Here is a 16,989-nt window from a genome sequence, read left to right as displayed (position 1 = left end):
GCGCGCCGATGCTGCGCCTGCAGGTCAATGGGCAGACTGTCGAGGTGCTGGACGGCAGCAGCGTGGCCGCGGCCGTGGCGCAGGTGGCGGCGCATTTCCGCCGTTCGCGCAGCGGCCAGCCGCGCGCGCCGCTGTGCGGCATGGGCGTGTGCAGCGAATGCCGGGTGCGCATCGACGGCGTCGGTCAGTGGCGCGCCTGCATCACCCCGGTGCGCGCCGGCATGCAGGTGTGGACCGATGCCTGAGCCGCGCGCGCTGCACTACGACGTGATCGTGGCCGGTGCCGGTCCGGCCGGACTGGCGGCGGCGCTTGCCGCGGCTGGGCATGGCCGGCGCGTGGCCCTGGTCGATCTGCAGGCGCGCGCCGGCGGCCAGATCTGGCGTCACGATGTGGCCCATGCGCCGCCGAAGCTGGCCGCGCGCGTGCTGGCGCAGCTGGCGGCGAGCAAGATCGAATTTCTGGCGCAGACCCAGTTGTTGATGGCGCAGGACCGACAACTGCTGGCCGATGGCCCGCAGGGCACGCGCTGGATCGGTTACGACGCACTGGTGCTGGCCACCGGCGCGCGCGAATTGCTGCTGCCGTTCCCCGGCTGGACCCTGCCCGGCGTCACCGGCGCCGGCGGCGCGCAGGCGCTGGCCAAGCAGGGCTGGCCGTTGGCCGGCAAGCGCGTACTGGTGGCCGGCAGCGGCCCGCTGCTGCTGGCCAGCGCGGCGACGCTGCGGCGCCACGGCGCGCAGGTGCTGGGCATCGTCGAACAGGCCTCGCTGCGCAATCTGGCCGGCTTCGCCGCGCAACTGCCGTGGCGCTGGCCGGACAAGGCGCTGCAGGCGCTGAGCCTGCGCGCGCAGTTGGCCGGCGTCGCCTATTACAGCGGCAGCGTGGTGCTGTCGGCGCATGGCGACGGCCAGCTGCAATCGGTGCAGATCGACGGCCCGCGCGGCCGCCGCAGCATCGACTGCGAGCAGCTGGCGGTCGGCTACGGACTGGTGCCGAACGTGGAGCTGGCGCAACTGCTCGGCTGCCGGCTGGGGCGCAGCGGCGCGCATCCGTGCGTGGCGGTGGACGCGCAGTTGCATACCAGCGTCGCAGGCGTGTACGCCGCCGGCGAGGCGCTGGGCATCGGCGGGCGCGATTGCGCGCGCGTCGAAGGCGCCATCGCCGGACACCTGGCCGCCGGGCAGGGCGCCGCGGCGCAGGCATTGCAGCCGCAGCGGCGGCGCGCACGCGCGTTCGCGGCGTTGCTGCAGCGGCAGTTCGCGCTGGACCCGCGCATCCACGCGCTGGCCGCACCGGACACGCTGGTGTGCCGCTGCGAAGACGTGCCGCTGTCGGCCTTGCACGGTCATGCCGACCTGCGCGACGCCAAGCTGGTCTCGCGCTGCGGCATGGGCGCCTGCCAGGGCCGCATCTGCGGCAGTGCGCTGACCGAGCTGGGGCTGGCGCCCCGCCACGACGATTTTTCCGACGACGGCCGCCGGCCGCCGCTGTTCCCGGTGCGCCTGGACGCGCTCGCCCGATCGCTTCCCGATCCCCTGCTTCCCGAACCTCCACTCACAACCCTCGACAAGGTGTAATCCCATGAGCAAGGCTTCTTTTTGGTACGGCGTGCTGCCGGCCATCACCACTCCGTTCAATGCCGACGGCAGCATCGACCACGCGTTCCTGGCCAAGCATGCGCAGGTCATGGTCGACGCCGGCTGCACCGCGATCGTGCCGCTGGGCTCGCTCGGCGAGGCCGCCACGCTCAGCTTCGACGACAAGGTCGCGATCCTGAAGACCCTGGTGCAGGCGCTGGGCGGCCGCATCCCGGTGGTGCCGGGCATCGCCGCGCTGTCCACCGACGAGGCCGTGCGCCTGGCGCAGGCGGCCAAGCAGGTCGGCTGCGGCGGCATCATGGTGCTGCCGCCGTACGTGTACTCCACCGACTGGCGCGAGATGGGCGCGCATGCGCGTGCGGTGATCGCCGCCACCGACCTGCCGGTGATCCTGTACAACAACCCGGTCGCTTACAAGACCGATTTCAGCCCGGCGCAGATCGCCGAGCTGGCCGCCGAATTCCCGAACCTGCAAGCGGTCAAGGAATCCTCCGGCGACGTGCGCCGCTTCGCCGCGCTGGGCGAACTGCTCAACGACCGCCTGGTGCTGCTGGTGGGCATGGACGATGCGATCGTCGAAGGCATCAGCATGGGCGCCCAGGGCTGGATCGCCGGCCTGGTCAATGCGTATCCGAAGGAGTCGGTGAAGCTGTTCGAGCTGGCCCGCGACGGCGGCTACCCGGCGGCCAAGGCGCTGTACGACTGGTTCCTGCCGCTGCTGCGCCTGGACACCGTGCCCAAGTTCGTGCAGCTGATCAAGCTGGTGCAGGAGAAGGTCGGCCTGGGCAGCGAGCGCGTGCGCGCACCGCGCCTGGTCGTCGACGGCGCCGAGCGCGAAGCGGCGCTGAAGGTGATCGACCACGCCATCGCCACCCACCCCGGACTCTGAGATGAGCATGCAGCCGCTGTTGCTTGCCGGCCGTTGGCAGCCGTCGCTGGAAGCGCGTGGCAGCTTCCGTGCCGAGGACCCGCGCGACGGGAATGCGTTCGGACCGGAATTCCCGGTCAGCGGCGCCGCCGACCTGGAAGCGGCGCTGAGCGCGTCGGTGCTGGTCGCCGACGCGCTGGCCGCGGCCCCGCCCGAGCGCATCGCCGGGTTCCTCGATGCCTACGCCGCGGCGATCGATGCCGACGTGGAGCAGTTGGTCGCACTGGCGCATGCCGAGACCGGCTTGCCGGTCGAACCGCGCTTGGCCAAGGTGGAGTTGCCGCGCGCAAGCGGCCAGCTGCGCCAGGCCGCGCAGGCGGTGCGCAGCCATAGCTGGACGCAGCCGGTGATCGATACCGCGGCCGGCCTGCGCGCGCAGCTGGGGCCGTTGCACAAGCCGGTGCTGGTGTTCGGCCCGAACAATTTCCCGTTCGCGTTCAACGCGGTGGCCGGCAGCGATTTCGCCTCGGCCATCGCCGCGCGCAATCCGGTCATCGCCAAGGCGCATCCGTCGCATCCGGCCACCAGCCAACGCCTGGCGCAACTCGCGCATCAGGCGCTGCTGGACAACGGCCTGCCGGCCGCGGCGGTGCAGTTGCTGTACCACTTCGACAACACGCTGGGCCTGGAACTGGCCGGCGATCCGCGGCTGGGCGCGATCGGCTTCACCGGCAGCCGTGCCGGCGGACTGGCGCTGAAGGCCGCGGCCGACCGTGCCGGGGTGCCGGCCTACGTCGAGTTGTCCAGCGTCAATCCGGTGTTCCTGCTGCCGGGCGCGCTTGCCGAGCGCGGCGCGGCGCTGGCGCAGGAATTCTTCGCCTCGTGCACGATGGGCAGCGGCCAGTTCTGCACCAATCCCGGCATCGTGGTGGTACCCGAGGGCGAGGCCGGCGATGCGTTCGTCGCCGCGGCCAGTGCGCACTTCACCGCGGCCGCGCCGAGCCTGCTGTTCTCGCGTGGCGTGCTCGAGCACCTGCAGCGCGGCGTGCTCACGTTGCGCAATGCCGGCGCCAGTGTGCTGGCCGGCGGCGAAGCCGCGCCAGCGCCGGGCTACCGGCATGCGCCGACTCTGCTGGCGGTGTCGGCGCAGGCCTTCCTGCAACAGCCCGAGGCGTTGCAGACCGAGGCGTTCGGCCCGGTCAGCCTGGTGGTGCGCGTTGCCGGTCTGGCGCAGATGACCGCGTTGGCGCACAGCCTGGAGGGCAACCTCACCGGCACCGTGTACCGCGCCGCCGACGGCAGCGACGATGTGCTGTTCGCCGAGCTGGCCGCCGCGTTGCGGCCGCGGGTCGGACGCCTGATCTGCAACAAGATGCCGACCGGCGTGGCGGTCAGCGCGGCGATGAACCACGGCGGGCCTTACCCGAGCACCGGCCATCCGGGTTTCACTGCGGTCGGCATGCCGGCCGCGATCCGCCGTTTCGCCGCGTTGCACAGCTATGACGGGCTGCCCGATGCGCTGCTGCCGGAACTGCTGCGCGACCGCAATCCCGGCGGCGTGCAACGGCTGATCGACGGCCAGTGGAGCGTCGCCGACGTGGAGCGCGCGGCATGAGCGCGGCGGCGCAGATCGGCGGGCTGAGCCTGGCCATGGCGCATGCGCAGCTGGCGCCGTGGCCGACGCCGGCGCCGCCGATCCAGCCGCAGGAATACCAGCAGCGGCTGACACGGGCACGCGCGTTGCTGCGCGCGCAGGGCGCCGATGCGCTGCTGATCGGCGCCGGCGCCTCGCTGCGCTATTTCACAGGCGTGGCGTGGGGCGCCAGCGAGCGCCTGGTGGCGATGCTGCTGACCGCCGAAGGCGATCCGCTGCTGATCTGCCCGGCGTTCGAGGAAGGCTCGCTGGACGCGGTGCTGCGCATCCCGGTGCGCAAGCGGCTGTGGGAAGAACACGAGGACCCGCACGGGCTGGTCGCCGAGGCGCTGAGCGAACTCGGCGCGCAGGCGCTGGCGCTGGATCCGGGCATCGCCTTCGCCGTGCACAGCGGGCTCAGCGCGGTGCTGGACCGGGTCGCGATCCGCGACGCGACGCCGATCGTCGATGGCTGCCGCATGCGCAAGTCGGCGGCGGAACTGGCGTTGATGCAGCAGGCCTGCGACATGACCCTGCAGGTGCAGCGGCTGGCCGCCGGCCTGATTCACGACGGCATCACCACTGCCGAACTGGTGCGCTTCATCGACCAGGCGCATCGCGCGCTCGGCGCCGACAACGGCTCCACCTTCTGCATTGTGCAGTTCGGCCATGCCACCGCGTATCCGCACGGCATTCCCGGCGTGCAGGCGTTGCGTGCAGGCGAACTGGTGCTGATCGATACCGGCTGTACCGTGCACGGTTACCACTCCGACATCACCCGCACCTACATCTTCGGCGAGCCGAGCGAAAAGCAGCGGCGCATCTGGCAGCTGGAGCACGACGCGCAGGCGGCCGCGTTCGCCGCGGTGCGGCCAGGCGTGAGTTGCGCGGCGGTGGACCAGGCGGCGCGCGAGGTGCTGCAGGCGGCGGGCCTGGGACCGGACTATCGCCTGCCGGGATTGCCGCACCGCACGGGCCATGGCTGCGGCATGAGCATCCACGAGGCGCCGTATCTGGTACGTGGCAATGCGCTGGCGCTGGCGCCAGGCATGTGCTGCAGCAACGAACCGATGATCGTGGTGCCTGGCGAGTTCGGCGTGCGCCTGGAAGACCATTTCTACGTCACCGAACACGGCGCGCAGTGGTTCACGCCGCCGTCGCCGGCGATCGACCGGCCGTTCGCCTGATGCAGGCGGCGGCCGCTGGCGCGGCGCCGCCGCAGAGGTTCCATTCGCTTACCGGAGTCCGTCGATGAGATTCGCCCGCCTGTTCGTCGCCTGCGCGCTGGCCGCGGCATTGCTGGCCGCCTGCCAGCCGGCCACGCCGCCCACGGCCGCGGCCGCGGTCGCGGTCGCGGCCGCCACGCCGGCGCGCACTCCCGGCCAGGCCTTCGCCGCCTTGCTGGACGCGCAGTGGCAGTACCAGCTCGAACACCATCCGGAGTTCGCCAGCATCATCGGCGACACGCGCTACAACGATCGTTGGAGCGATTATTCGCCGGCGGCGTTGCAGGCCGAGCGGCAGGCCACCGCGGATTTCCTGAAGCGTTTCGAGGCGATCGACGGCAAGGCGCTGTCGGCGCAGGACCAGCTGAGCCTGCAGATGATGCTGCGCCAGTTGCGCGATCGGCTGGAAGCGATCGCGCTGAGGAACGACGAGATGCCGCTGGAGCCGGTCGGCGGCATCCAGCTGACGTTGCCGGGCTACGCGCAGGCGTTCCCGTTCGCCAGCGTGAAGGACTACGAGGACTACATCAAGCGTTTGCAGACGATCCCGGTTTTGCTCGACCAGGTCGTGGCGCTGTCGCGCGCCGGCGCCAAGGATGGGCTGGTGCAGCCGAAATACCTGCTCGAGCGGGTCCCGGCGCAGGTGCGCGAAATCGCCGCGCCGGCCGGCGCCGACAGCCCGTTCGCGTTGCCGCTGAAGAGCTTCCCCGACGCGGTGCCGGTGGCCGAGCGCACGCGCCTACGCGATGCCATGCTCGCGGCGATCGACCAGCAGGTGCGTCCGGCCTACGCCAAGCTGGCCGATTTCGTCGCCGACGAATACGCGCCGCAAGGCCGCGCGCAGGAAGGGCTGTGGTCGCTGCCCGATGGCGAGCGCCGTTACCGCTACGCGATCCATACCCAGACCACCACCGACAAATCGCCCGAGCAGATCCACCAGATCGGCCTGGCCGAAGTGGCGCGCATCGAGGGCGAGATGCGCGCCATCGCCAAGCAGCTCGGCTATGCCGACCTGGCCTCGCTGCGCAAGGCGGTGGCGCACGACCGCAAGTTCTTCGCCAGTTCGCGCGAGCAGATCCTGCAGCGCTACCGCGACGACATCGCGCAGATGCAGCCGCAGCTGCCCAAGCTGTTCGGCAAGCTGCCGAAGACGCCGCTGCAAGTGCGCGCGATGGCCGAGTTCCGCAGCACCGCGCCGGGCGCCGAGTATTGGCAGAGCGACGCGCAAGGCAGCAAGCCGGCGCTGGTGATGGTCAACACCAGCGACTACGCGCAGCGCACCCTGGTCAACATCGAGGCCACCGCCTACCACGAGGGCGTGCCCGGCCATCACCTGCAGATCTCGCTGGCGCAGCGCCTGCCGTTGCCGCCGTTCCGGCAGCAGTCCAGCTACAACGCCTACGTCGAAGGCTGGGCGCTGTATGCCGAACGCCTGGGCAAGGACGTGGGTTTCTATAAAGACCCTTACAGCGACTACGGCCGCCTGGCCGGCGAACTGCTGCGCGCCAACCGCCTGGTGCTTGACACCGGCGTGCACTACAAGCGCTGGACCCGGCAGCAGATGATCGCGTTCTTCCACGCGCATCCGTCCGACGACGAACCCAGCATCCAGTCCGAGACCGACCGCTACATCGTGTGGCCGGGCCAGGCGCTGGGCTACAAGCTCGGCGAGCTCGACATCCTGGCGCTGCGCGAGAAAGCCAAGCGCGAACTCGGCGCGCGCTTCGACATCCGCGCCTTCCACGACCAGATCCTCGGCGGCGGCGCGATGCCGCTGGACCTGCTCGACGCACGCATCGACGCCTGGATCGCGCAGGCCAAGGCCGGCGCATCCGCCACTCCGGAGAAACTGCAATGAGCCCGAATTCCCGACTCCGTACGCCACTGCTGCTGGCCATGCTGTGCGCGCTGGCAGGGCAGGGCGTGGCCACTGCCGCCGAGCCCGCGCGACCGGCGGCCGCAGCGGCGAGCAGCGACGCTAGCGCACGCTTCAAGGCGCTGTACCTGCGCGAGTGGAAATGGCGCCAGCAGCAGTCCGCCGGCGCCGACGACGAAGACAGTCAGGGCCTGGCCGCCGACCATTTGCCGAAGCTGGATCCGGCCACGCAGGAGCAGCGCACCGCTTACTGGCAGCAGGTGCTGCGCGAGCTGGATGCGATCGACCCAGCGCAGCTGTCGGCGCAGGACCAGGTGAACTACCAGGTCTACCGGCAGCAGTTGCAGGTGCTGCTAGACCAGCAGCACTTCCGTGCCTGGGAGATGCCGTTCAACAGCGACAGCGCGTTCTGGAGCGACCTGGGCTTCACCGCGCGCAGCACCCTGCACAGCCGTGAGGACTATCAGCGCTACCTCGGCCAGCTGGCCGACATCCCGCGCTATTTCGACGAGCAGATCGCCAACATGCGCGCCGGCCTGGCGCGCGGTTTCGCGCAACCGAAGGTCACCCTCGACGGCCGCACCGAGTCGATCGCCGAAGTGGCGCAGGCGCAGGGCGAGCACAACCTGTTCTACGCCCCCTTCAAGCAGATGCCGGCGACGATTCCCGCCGCGGTGCAGGCGCAACTGCGTGCGCAGGCGCAAGCGGCCATCGCCAAACAGGTAGCGCCCGCCTACGCCAAGCTGCTGCGCTTCATGCGCGAGGAATACCTGCCGAAGACGCGTCCGGCGCTGGCCATCGAGTCGGTACCCGACGGCGCCGCCTACTACCGTGCGCAGATCCGCGAATACACCACGCTGGACATGACCCCGGAGCAGATCCACGAGGTCGGCCTGAAGGAAGTGGCGCGCCTGCGCAAGGAGATGGACCAGACCATCGCCGACAGCGGCTTCAAGACGCCGGCCGGGCAGCAGACCTTCCCCGCGTTCCTGCATTACCTGCGCACCGATCCCCGGTTCTACGCCAAGACCCCGGAGGAACTGCTGAAGGACGCGGCCTGGATCGCCAAGCGGGTGGATGCCAAGGTCGGCGACTACATCGGCCGCCTGCCGCGGCGCCGCTTCGCGATCGAACCGGTGCCGGCGGAACTGGCGCCGTTCTACACCGGCGGCCGCGGCGGCCCCGGCATCTACCTGGTCAACACCTACGACCTGCCGTCGCGCCCGCTGTACAACCTGACCGCGCTGACCCTGCACGAGTCCTCGCCCGGCCATGCGCTGCAGATGCCGCTGGCGGCCGAGCAGGACAACCTGCCGGACTTCCGCCGCTACACCTTCATCTCCGCCTACGGCGAAGGCTGGGCGGTGTATTCGGAGTACCTGGGGCAGGAGATGGGTCTGTACGACACGCCGTACGACCGCTTCGGCTACCTGACCTACCAGATGTGGCGCGCTTGCCGGCTGGTGATCGACACCGGCATCCACCATTACGGCTGGAGCCGCGAGCAGGCGCAGGCCTACCTGCGCGACAACACCGCGCTGAGCCAGCACGAGGTGACTACCGAGGTGGACCGCTACATCGCATGGCCGGGGCAGGCGCTGTCGTATTACCTGGGCGAACTGAAGATCATCGCGTTGCGACGCAAGGCCGAGGCCGCGCTGGGCGAGAAATTCGACATCCGCGCTTTCCACGACGCGATCCTGGAAACCGGCTCGGTGCCGCTGCCGGTGCTGGAGCAGCGCATCGATCGTTTCATTGCAGAGGGCGGGAAGTCGCCTTGGGCGCAGGAGGCTTCAAAGTAGTAGGAATGCTGGCCCCTCTCCCCCTGGGAGAGGGGTTGGGGTGAGGGTACGGGGCGAAGCCTCGCAGGGTCGAAACGACACGAGGCTGTGCCCGTACCCTCATCCGCACCTTCGGGGCATCTTCTCCCGAGGGGAGAAGGGGACAACTGCAGTAGTCAGGAACCGGTTACAACCTTTCCAGCGGGGGGCACCATGACCACACAAGGCAAGTTCCACAAGCGTCTGAGCCTGACCGACCTGACCTTCATCGGGCTCGGTTCGATCTTCGGCTCCGGTTGGCTGTTCTCGGCCAGCCATGTGTCGGCCATCGCCGGCCCGGCCGGTATCGTGTCGTGGATCGCCGGCGGGGTGGCGGTGCTGCTGCTGGGCCTGGTGTATTGCGAATTGGGCGCGGCGCTGCCGCGTGCCGGCGGGGTGGTGCGCTACCCGGAGTATTCGCACGGCCCGCTGCTCGGCTGGCTGATGGGTTTCATCACCCTGATCGCGTTCTCCAGCCTGATCGCGATCGAGGTCGAGGCGGCGCGGCAGTACGCCGCGGCCTGGTTTCCGTCGTTGAACCAGGCCGGCAGCACCCATCCCAGCGTGGCCGGCTGGCTGCTGCAGCTGGCGCTGCTGGTGGTGTTCTTCCTGCTCAACTACTTCAGCGTCAAGACCTTCGCCACCGCCAACAACATCGTGAGCGTGTTCAAGTTCCTGGTGCCGCTGTTGGTGATCGTGCTGCTGATGGCCCACTTCAATCCGCAGAACCTGCATGTGCAGGGCTTCGCCCCGTCGGGCGCGGCCGGCGTGGAGGCGGCGATCTCGGCTGGCGGCATCATCTTCGCCTATCTGGGGCTGACCCCGATCGTGTCGGTGGCCAGCGAGGTGCGCGATCCGCAGCGCAACATCCCGATCGCGCTGATCCTGTCGGTGGCGCTGTCCACGGTCATCTACGTGCTGCTGCAGCTGGCGTTCCTGGGCGGCGTGCCGGCCGCGTACCTGAGCCAGGGCTGGGGCGGCATCGACAAGGCGTTCGCGCTGCCGTACCACGACATCGCGTTGGCGCTGGGCATGGGCTGGCTGGCGGCGCTGGTGATCTGCGATGCGATGATCTCGCCCAGCGGCACCGGCAATATCTACATGAATGCCACGCCGCGCGTGGTCTACGGCTGGGCGCGCAGCGGCGGTTTCCTGTCGGCGCTGACCCGGGTCGATGCCAAGTCCGGCATTCCGCGTCCGGCGCTGTGGCTGAGCCTGGCGCTGTCGGTGTTCTGGACCCTGCCGTTCCCGTCGTGGGACACGCTGATCCAGGTGGTGTCGGCGGCGCTGGTACTGAGCTATGCAGTGGCGCCGGTGACCGTGGCGGCGTTGCGCCGCAGCGCGCCGCAGCTGCCGCGGCCGTTCCTGCTGCGCAGTTTTGCCGTGCTCGGGCCGCTGTCGTTCATTGTCGCCGCGCTGATCGTGTACTGGTCCACCTGGAGCACGCTGTCGTGGCTGCTCGGCCTGCAGGTGGCGATGTTCGCGCTATACGTGCTGTACAAGCTGCCGAGCGCGGCCGGGCGCGCACAGCTGTGGCGGCAGGTGCGCGGCGCGCTGTGGCTGATCGGGTTCTTCGTGCTGGTGCTGCTGGTGTCCTACCTGGGCAGCTTCGGCGGCACCGGCCAGATCGCGCATCCCTGGGACACGCTGAGCGTGGCGGTGATCGCGTTCGGCTGCTACCACTGGGGCGCAAGCACCGGCCTGCGCAGCGACCAGCTGGCGCTGGAAGAGGACGATGGGGAATAGGCTGTGCTCGTTTCTGTGGGCTTTAGCCGCTACAGAACTTGCTGAAACATTCTGTCGCGGCTGATGGCCCGAGGCCACGTAGAGCCGCTGCTACAGAAGTGCAGGAAATTCAGGGGAAGTGGAAACGCAATGAACAGACTCCTTGCATCGCTCGTGCTGGCCGCGGCGTCCTTCGCCGTCCACGCCCAGGCCGCGCCGAGCGTTGTCGACTACCAGCGCTCGCTCGGTCTGCGCGAGGCGTGGATGACGCTGACCGAGAACGTCGCCTGGCCGGCGCAATGGCGCGACGACGGCACGTTCTATTACCGCAAGACGGTGCCCGGCGGCTTCGCCTTCGTGCGCGAGGAGCTGGCCGGCCAGCGCAAGCAGCCGGCGTTCGATGCGCTGCGGTTGGCGCGCGGGCTGAGCGCCGCGGCCGGGACCGCGTATCCGGCGCTGCGCCTGCCGTTCGAGCGCTTCAGCTATGTGGCCGATGCCGGCCGCGACAACGCCGCGATCGCGTTCCAGATCGACGACGCGCCGTGGCGCTGCACGTTGACCGACTACGTGTGCGCGCGCGCGGACAGCGGCTCGCAGCCGCGGCCGCGCGGCTTCGGCGTGGTCCGCGATCCGGCGGTCGCCGCCGACAACACGCCGCGGCGCTCGCCCGACGGACGCTGGGACGCGTTCGCCGACGGCCACGATATCGTGCTGCGCAGCGTCGCCGACGGCCATGTGCTGCGCCTGAGCGCCGACGGCCGCGCCGACGACTTCTACGATACGGAAACGCTGGCCTGGTCGCCGGATGCGCAGCGGCTGGCGGTGTACAAGGTGCGTCCGGGGTTCGCGCGGCGGGTGACGCGGGTGGAGGCGGCGCCGCCCGGCGGCGGCCAGCCGCGCCTGCGCACCCAGCTGTATCCCAAGCCCGGCGATGCGGTGGATATCGAACGGCCGGTGCTGTTCGACCTCGCCGGTCTGTCCGCCAACGCCGGCGCGCGGCGTATCGCCATCGACGACGCGCTGTTCGCCAATCCGTACCAGCTGTCGCCGATCCAGTGGCGCACGGACAGCCGCAGCTTCGTGTTCGACTACGTGCAGCGCGGTTTCCAGCGCATGCGCGCGATCGCGGTGGACGCGGCCAGCGGCCGCGCGCACGTGGCGGTGGGCGAGGACGCCAGGACCTTAGTCTATGCCGATCGCAGCTACCGCCACGACGTAGACGGACTCGGCAAGGAAATCCTGTGGATCTCCGAGCGCGACGGCTGGCGCCATCTCTATCTGTTCGATGGCGAAACCGGCAAGGTCAAGGCGCAGGTCACCAAGGGCGAATGGATCGTGCGCGACGTGCTGCGCGTGGACGACGCGCAGCGCCGCATCTGGTTCTCCGCCAGCGGCATGGATGCGGGCGAGGACCCGTACGACCGGCAGCTGTTCGCGGTGGACTTCGACGGCGGCCACCTGACCCGGCTGACCACCGCCGATGCCGACCACGACGTGGCCATCGCCGACGACGGCCGCCACTACGTGGACACCTATTCGCGCCCGGACCTGCCGCCGCTGATGGAGCTGCATGAAATCGACGGCACCCTGCTGCAGGTGGTGGAGCGCGGCGACATCGGCAAGCTGCAGGCCGCCGGCTGGCGCGCGCCGCAAACCTTCGTGGCCAAGGGCCGCGACGGCCGCACCGACATCTGGGGCATGGTGGTGCGCCCGCGCGACTACGACCCGCACAAGACATACCCGGTGATCGAAAACATCTATGCCGGCCCGCACGACAGCTTCGTGCCCAAGACCTTCTGGCCGTTCGGCTACCACTCCGGCGGCGACAAGCAGATCGGCATGCAGGCGCAGGCCGACCTGGGCTTCATCGTGGTGATGATCGACGGCATGGGCACCGCCAACCGCTCCAAGGCGTTCCACGATGTGGCCTGGAAGAACCTCGGCGATTCCGGGTTCCCGGACCGCATCGCCTGGCACAAGGCGCTGGCCGCGCAGGACCCGTCCTACGACATCTCCCGCGTCGGCATCTACGGCGCCTCGGCCGGTGGGCAGAGCACGCTGGGCGCGCTGGAACGGCATCCGGATTTCTACAAGGTGGGCGTGGCGTTCGCCGGTTGCTACGACAACCGCATGGACAAGATCAGCTGGAACGAGCAGTGGTTGGGCTGGCCGGTGGACGCCAGCTACGCCGCCGCCTCCGGCGTGGACAACGCGGCCAGGCTGCGCGGCGAGCTGCTGCTGATCGTCGGCGAGCAGGACAGCAACGTCGATCCTGCCTCGACCGCGCAGGTGGTGGATGCGCTGATCAAGGCCGGCAAGGATTTCGACCTGCTGAATGTGCCCGGCGGCGAGCACTCGGTAGGCCGCTCTACCGGCCCGATCGGCTACGTGCAGCGGCGCCAGTACGACTTCTTCGTGCGCCATCTGCTGGGCGCGCCGACGCCGCGCTGGAATGCGACCAATTGAGGAGGGTGGGATGCGTCGATTCTTGAGTCGGGACCGGGGACCAGGGACCCGAAACGGCAGCAGCAACAGCTGCAGCCGGTGGCGCCGGAACAACGCACTCCTGGCTTTTCCGGTCCCCGGTCCCGCCCCCACAGCCACCCGATCCTTGCCGCACTCCTGCTGCTCGCCCCCACGCTAGCCATCGCGGAAGAAATCCCTCGCTACGTCAGCCGCGACGGCCACCACGCGCTGTGCGTCGACGGCATGCCGTACAGCGTTCGGCGCGCCAGGCTGGGGCGAGGCGCCGGCGATCCTGCCCGGCACCGCGCAGTACGACGGCCGCGCGCTGGTGCTGGAACTGCAGCCGAACGTGTTCCTGGTCACGGGATTCAATTCCCGCGTTGAATTTGCGCGCGACCGTGCCGATATCGAGTACGGGCAACTGCTGCGCGTGGAGCAGGGCCGCTACGTCGATGGCCAGTGGCAGTTCGTGCGCCTGTTGAACGGCGACGAGACCGACTACGGGCTCAACTTCCGGCGCCGCGATCGCTACGTGCTGCGGGTGACCGTGGGAACCTATTGACCTTGCGGCCGCGCTGCGGCCGCCCAACGAGCAAACGCGCATGAGTTCCATCGCTTCGGTGCCCTCGATTGCCCTGTCCGGCATGCGTGCCGCCGCGTCCGGGCTGCAAGCGCGCGCGAACAATATCGCCAACGCCGCCACCGAGGGCTTCCAGCGCCAGGTGACGGCCAACCAGGAAACCGCTGGTGGCGGCGTGGTCGCCCAGGTGACGGCGGCGGGCGGCGAGGGTAGCGACCTGGTCGACGACATGGTCGGCGGGCTGTCGGCACGCAACGATTTCCAGGCCAACGCGCGGGTGCTGCGCGCGGCCGACGACACTGTCGGCAGCCTGCTCGACGTCCTGGCCTGAGGCCACGCCGCTCTCCTTCTCCCTGCGGGAGAAGGTGCCCCGCAGGGGCGGATGAGGGTAGTTGCGCAGCCTCGCGCACCTGCTGCTGTGCCCCTCCGAGCGCACGCACGAGCCCGGTGCAGCTCCTGCGCCCCACCCAAGGCTATGCAATTTTCCGCACCGATCCTCGACACAGCACACAAGACGTGACCGCCCCCTGCGGCGCACGATGATGCGCTATTGCTCATCGGGGGGACGGTACATGGATCGCAGAGATTTCCTGCGTCAGGGCTTGGCGGTCGGCGCAGTGGCCGGTGTCGAAGCCCTGGCCGGCGGCATCGCCGCGCCCGCCAACGCCGCGCCGGCCACGTCGCCAGCGCCGGCGGCACCACGCCTGCAGCCGCTGGCCGCCGATGCGCTCGCCGGCCACACCCTGCAATGCCGCTTCACCCAGGCCGGCGCGCAGTGGCAGGTGTACGAAGACCTGCGCCGCGCCGACGGCGACCTGACCCTGCTCGGCCCCGGCGGCGCGCTGGTGCTGGGCAAGCGCACCGAAGCGGTCTACGCCAGCGCGCAGGCGCCGTACTTCGGCATGCAGCTGGCCGAGGTGGCGCTGGCAGAGGCCGACCTGCTCGCCGACCGCTTGCTGCGCGACGGCGACCCGCGCGCCGACGAAGTGCGCGACGCGGCGCCGCCGCCGGCCTCGCAACTGGATCCCAAGGACTACGACGGGCGCCTGCCGTGGACCACCTTCGTCGGCACCCGCGAATGCGCCGACACCATGCCGGTGTACCCGGACGGTCGCACCCGCTGCTATCGCGCGCTGCACGCCTTTCCCGAGCTGGGCAAGGCCGAGCTCGTCGCCCGCCGCCACGAAGGCCTGCTCGGCGGCTGGATGCCGGCGGTGCGCAAGGTGGTGCCGGCCGGCGAGGGCCGCTACTACGACGTGCTGCTGTTCGCCGACGTGCTCGCCAGCGATCGCTTCATCGTGCAGACCTGGCACCGCAGCGCGCTGGTCGAGCACGGCCAGGTGACCAAGGTGGTGTACGGCTACAGCTATCCCGACTATCCGCCGCGGCGCGGCCCGCGCAGCGCCGAGGACTTCTACCGCGGCCTGCTCGCCTTCGCCGGCTACTGGCAGGGCCTGCTCGCCGACACCGTGCAGGCGCAGCTGCCCGACGCCAGCTGGAGCGACATGGCGCGCTTCGCCTTCGCCCGCGAGCTGGTGGTGCGTCCCGGCGGCACCTATCCGAAATACGGCGCGGTCGATCGCGACTACTACGGCAACGAATACGACGGCTTCCAGGACACCTTCACCAGTTCGCTGTACGCCAACCTGGAGTGGGGCCGCTTCGCCCAGGCTGCGGCGGTGTTGGATGGCTACTTCAGCGATTTCGTGCAGGACGACGGCATGGTCAACATGCGCGGCGCGGAGACCGGACAGTTCGGCCTGACCCTGTCGCTGCTGGCGCGCTACCTACGCTACACCGGCGATGCGGTGCTGCTGCGCAAGCACCGCGGCAAGATCGAAGCGACGGTGCAGATCCTGCTGGAGTTGCACGACGCCAGCCTGCAGCTGCCGGCCAAGGCGCCCGGGCATGGCCTGATCCACGGTTGGAACGAATCCGACGCCTGCCTGTTCCCGGATCCGATGCTGTGGTGGAAGCCGTATTACGCCAACAGCGCGCTGGCCATCCGCGGCTGGCAGGACATTGCCGCGGTGTGGACCACGATCGCCGGGCCGGGCGCGCAAGCCGCCGCGGCGCAGTGGCGGCGGCGCGCGCAGCAACTGACTGCGCAACTGCACAAGACCTTGCGCAGCAATATCCGCCGCGACCTCACGCCGGCCTACATCGGCCCGCTACCGGGCGTGAAGCTGACCTTCCGCCAGTCATTGCAGCAGGAGAGGCCCAGCGAGCAGGGCTGGCCGCACCGCGCCTACGCCGAACTGCTGCAGGCCGACGTGCTGCCCGACGATCTTTCGCACCTGGTCATCGACTGCGTGCGCGGCCACGGCGGCACCAGCCTGGGCGTGGTCGGCAACATCGCCCCGCCCACCCCGGAAGGGCGCGACCTGCTCGGTTTCATTTCCTACGGCTATGCGCAGCAGCTGCTGCGCCTGGACCGGATCGAGGAATACCTGCTGTTCCTGTACGCGCACCGCTACCACGTGCACACGCGCGGCAGCTGGACCGCGGGCGAGGTCAGCGGCATCACCGGCGGCATGCCGCTGTTCTGCATCCCGGCGCAGATGACCATCCCGCTGCTGTTGCGCTGGATGCTGGTGTTCGAGGACAGCGCCGGCGAAGCGCTGTTCCTGGCGCGTGCGCTGCCGCGCGAGTGGCTGGGCAGCGGCGAGCCGATCGCGATCGCCGCCGCGCCGACCCGCTGGGGCGCGGTATCGCTGCGCCTGCGCGGCGATCCGGCCAGCAAGCGCATCGACGGCACGCTGACCCTGCCTGCGCAGGCGCCGGCGCGAACCTGGCTGACCCTGCGCGTGCCAGCCGGCACGCAGCTGCGCGAGGTGCTGATCGACGGCCACGCGGTGGCCTTGTCCGGGCCGCGCAAGGAACGCGTGCAGGTGCCCGCCGGCGCGGTGCGGCAGATGACGATTTCGGCCGTCTACGGCTGAGTGGCGAAAAAGTCGGAACTGTCCCGTCGGGTATCGCGAAGTGCGAGATTCCGCACGTTTAAGCGGTAAATAAGACAAGACGAAGACGTTACGATACGCGCACATTGTGTCGGTGCAATGAAGTCTCGGGGGGAGATTTCTGCACGATGCAGCGCCGCACGCAGCGGCGCCGGCGGCGGCTTCCCCTGCCACCACGCCCTGCGCGCGACACCCTGTTCCGTCTCGCCACCGATCGCTGGCGATGGGGACGGCGG

Annotated in this window: 11 protein-coding genes and 1 pseudogene; all 12 read left to right on the top strand. The window is 69.8% G+C overall.

Annotated elements, in window-relative coordinates:
- Window positions 1-8: 8 nt before the first annotated feature.
- The 12 genes and pseudogenes from E4A48_RS10245 (at window position 9) to E4A48_RS10190 (ending at window position 16,735) form a co-directional block, all read left to right on the top strand.
- Complete coding sequence (locus E4A48_RS10245) at window positions 9-245, top strand: (2Fe-2S)-binding protein (RefSeq protein WP_142743147.1); 237 nt, start codon at window positions 9-11, stop codon at window positions 243-245.
- The gene (locus tag E4A48_RS10240; RefSeq protein ID WP_142742364.1) at window positions 238-1,578 is read left to right on the top strand and encodes an NAD(P)/FAD-dependent oxidoreductase; all 1,341 of its coding nucleotides are present in this window, start codon (window positions 238-240) and stop codon (window positions 1,576-1,578) included. Before E4A48_RS10245 ends, E4A48_RS10240 begins: the two co-directional genes overlap by 8 nt.
- 4 nt (window positions 1,579-1,582) lie before the next feature.
- Window positions 1,583-2,488: a dihydrodipicolinate synthase family protein gene (locus E4A48_RS10235; protein ID WP_039006746.1), complete on the top strand. Its 906-nt coding sequence runs from the start codon at window positions 1,583-1,585 to the stop codon at window positions 2,486-2,488.
- 1 nt (window position 2,489) lies between these two features.
- Window positions 2,490-4,082, top strand: a complete 1,593-nt coding sequence (locus tag E4A48_RS10230) for an aldehyde dehydrogenase family protein (RefSeq protein WP_039006744.1) — start codon at window positions 2,490-2,492, stop codon at window positions 4,080-4,082.
- Window positions 4,079-5,287, top strand: coding sequence for a M24 family metallopeptidase (locus tag E4A48_RS10225; protein ID WP_039006742.1), 1,209 nt, complete (start codon window positions 4,079-4,081; stop codon window positions 5,285-5,287). Before E4A48_RS10230 ends, E4A48_RS10225 begins: the two co-directional genes overlap by 4 nt.
- A 64-nt stretch (window positions 5,288-5,351) precedes the next feature.
- Complete coding sequence (locus E4A48_RS10220) at window positions 5,352-7,184, top strand: DUF885 domain-containing protein (RefSeq protein ID WP_185910641.1); 1,833 nt, start codon at window positions 5,352-5,354, stop codon at window positions 7,182-7,184.
- 38 nt (window positions 7,185-7,222) lie between these two features.
- Window positions 7,223-9,004, top strand: a complete 1,782-nt coding sequence (locus tag E4A48_RS10215; RefSeq protein ID WP_409975480.1) for a DUF885 domain-containing protein — start codon at window positions 7,223-7,225, stop codon at window positions 9,002-9,004.
- Between the two features lie 192 nt (window positions 9,005-9,196).
- Window positions 9,197-10,768 (top strand): APC family permease, encoded by a 1,572-nt coding sequence (locus E4A48_RS10210; RefSeq protein ID WP_142742363.1) that lies wholly within the window; start codon window positions 9,197-9,199, stop codon window positions 10,766-10,768.
- A 129-nt stretch (window positions 10,769-10,897) separates the two neighbouring features.
- On the top strand, window positions 10,898-13,213 hold the full coding sequence (locus tag E4A48_RS10205; protein WP_142742362.1) for a S9 family peptidase: 2,316 nt from the start codon (window positions 10,898-10,900) through the stop codon (window positions 13,211-13,213).
- 208 nt (window positions 13,214-13,421) lie between these two features.
- A pseudogene (locus E4A48_RS10200) lies at window positions 13,422-13,775 on the top strand (DUF5597 domain-containing protein); the annotation flags it as partial.
- Window positions 13,776-13,815: 40 nt separating this feature from the next.
- On the top strand, window positions 13,816-14,124 hold the full coding sequence (locus E4A48_RS10195) for a flagellar basal body protein (protein WP_142742361.1): 309 nt from the start codon (window positions 13,816-13,818) through the stop codon (window positions 14,122-14,124).
- Window positions 14,125-14,365: 241 nt separating this feature from the next.
- On the top strand, window positions 14,366-16,735 hold the full coding sequence (locus E4A48_RS10190) for a Tat pathway signal protein (RefSeq protein ID WP_142742360.1): 2,370 nt from the start codon (window positions 14,366-14,368) through the stop codon (window positions 16,733-16,735).
- Window positions 16,736-16,989 lie beyond the last annotated feature (254 nt).

The sequence above is a fragment of the Xanthomonas translucens pv. cerealis genome, assembly GCF_006838285.1.
In the GTDB taxonomy this organism is placed as follows: Bacteria; Pseudomonadota; Gammaproteobacteria; order Xanthomonadales; family Xanthomonadaceae; genus Xanthomonas_A; species Xanthomonas_A cerealis.
This window is presented reverse-complemented; position numbering and strand designations above follow the sequence as displayed.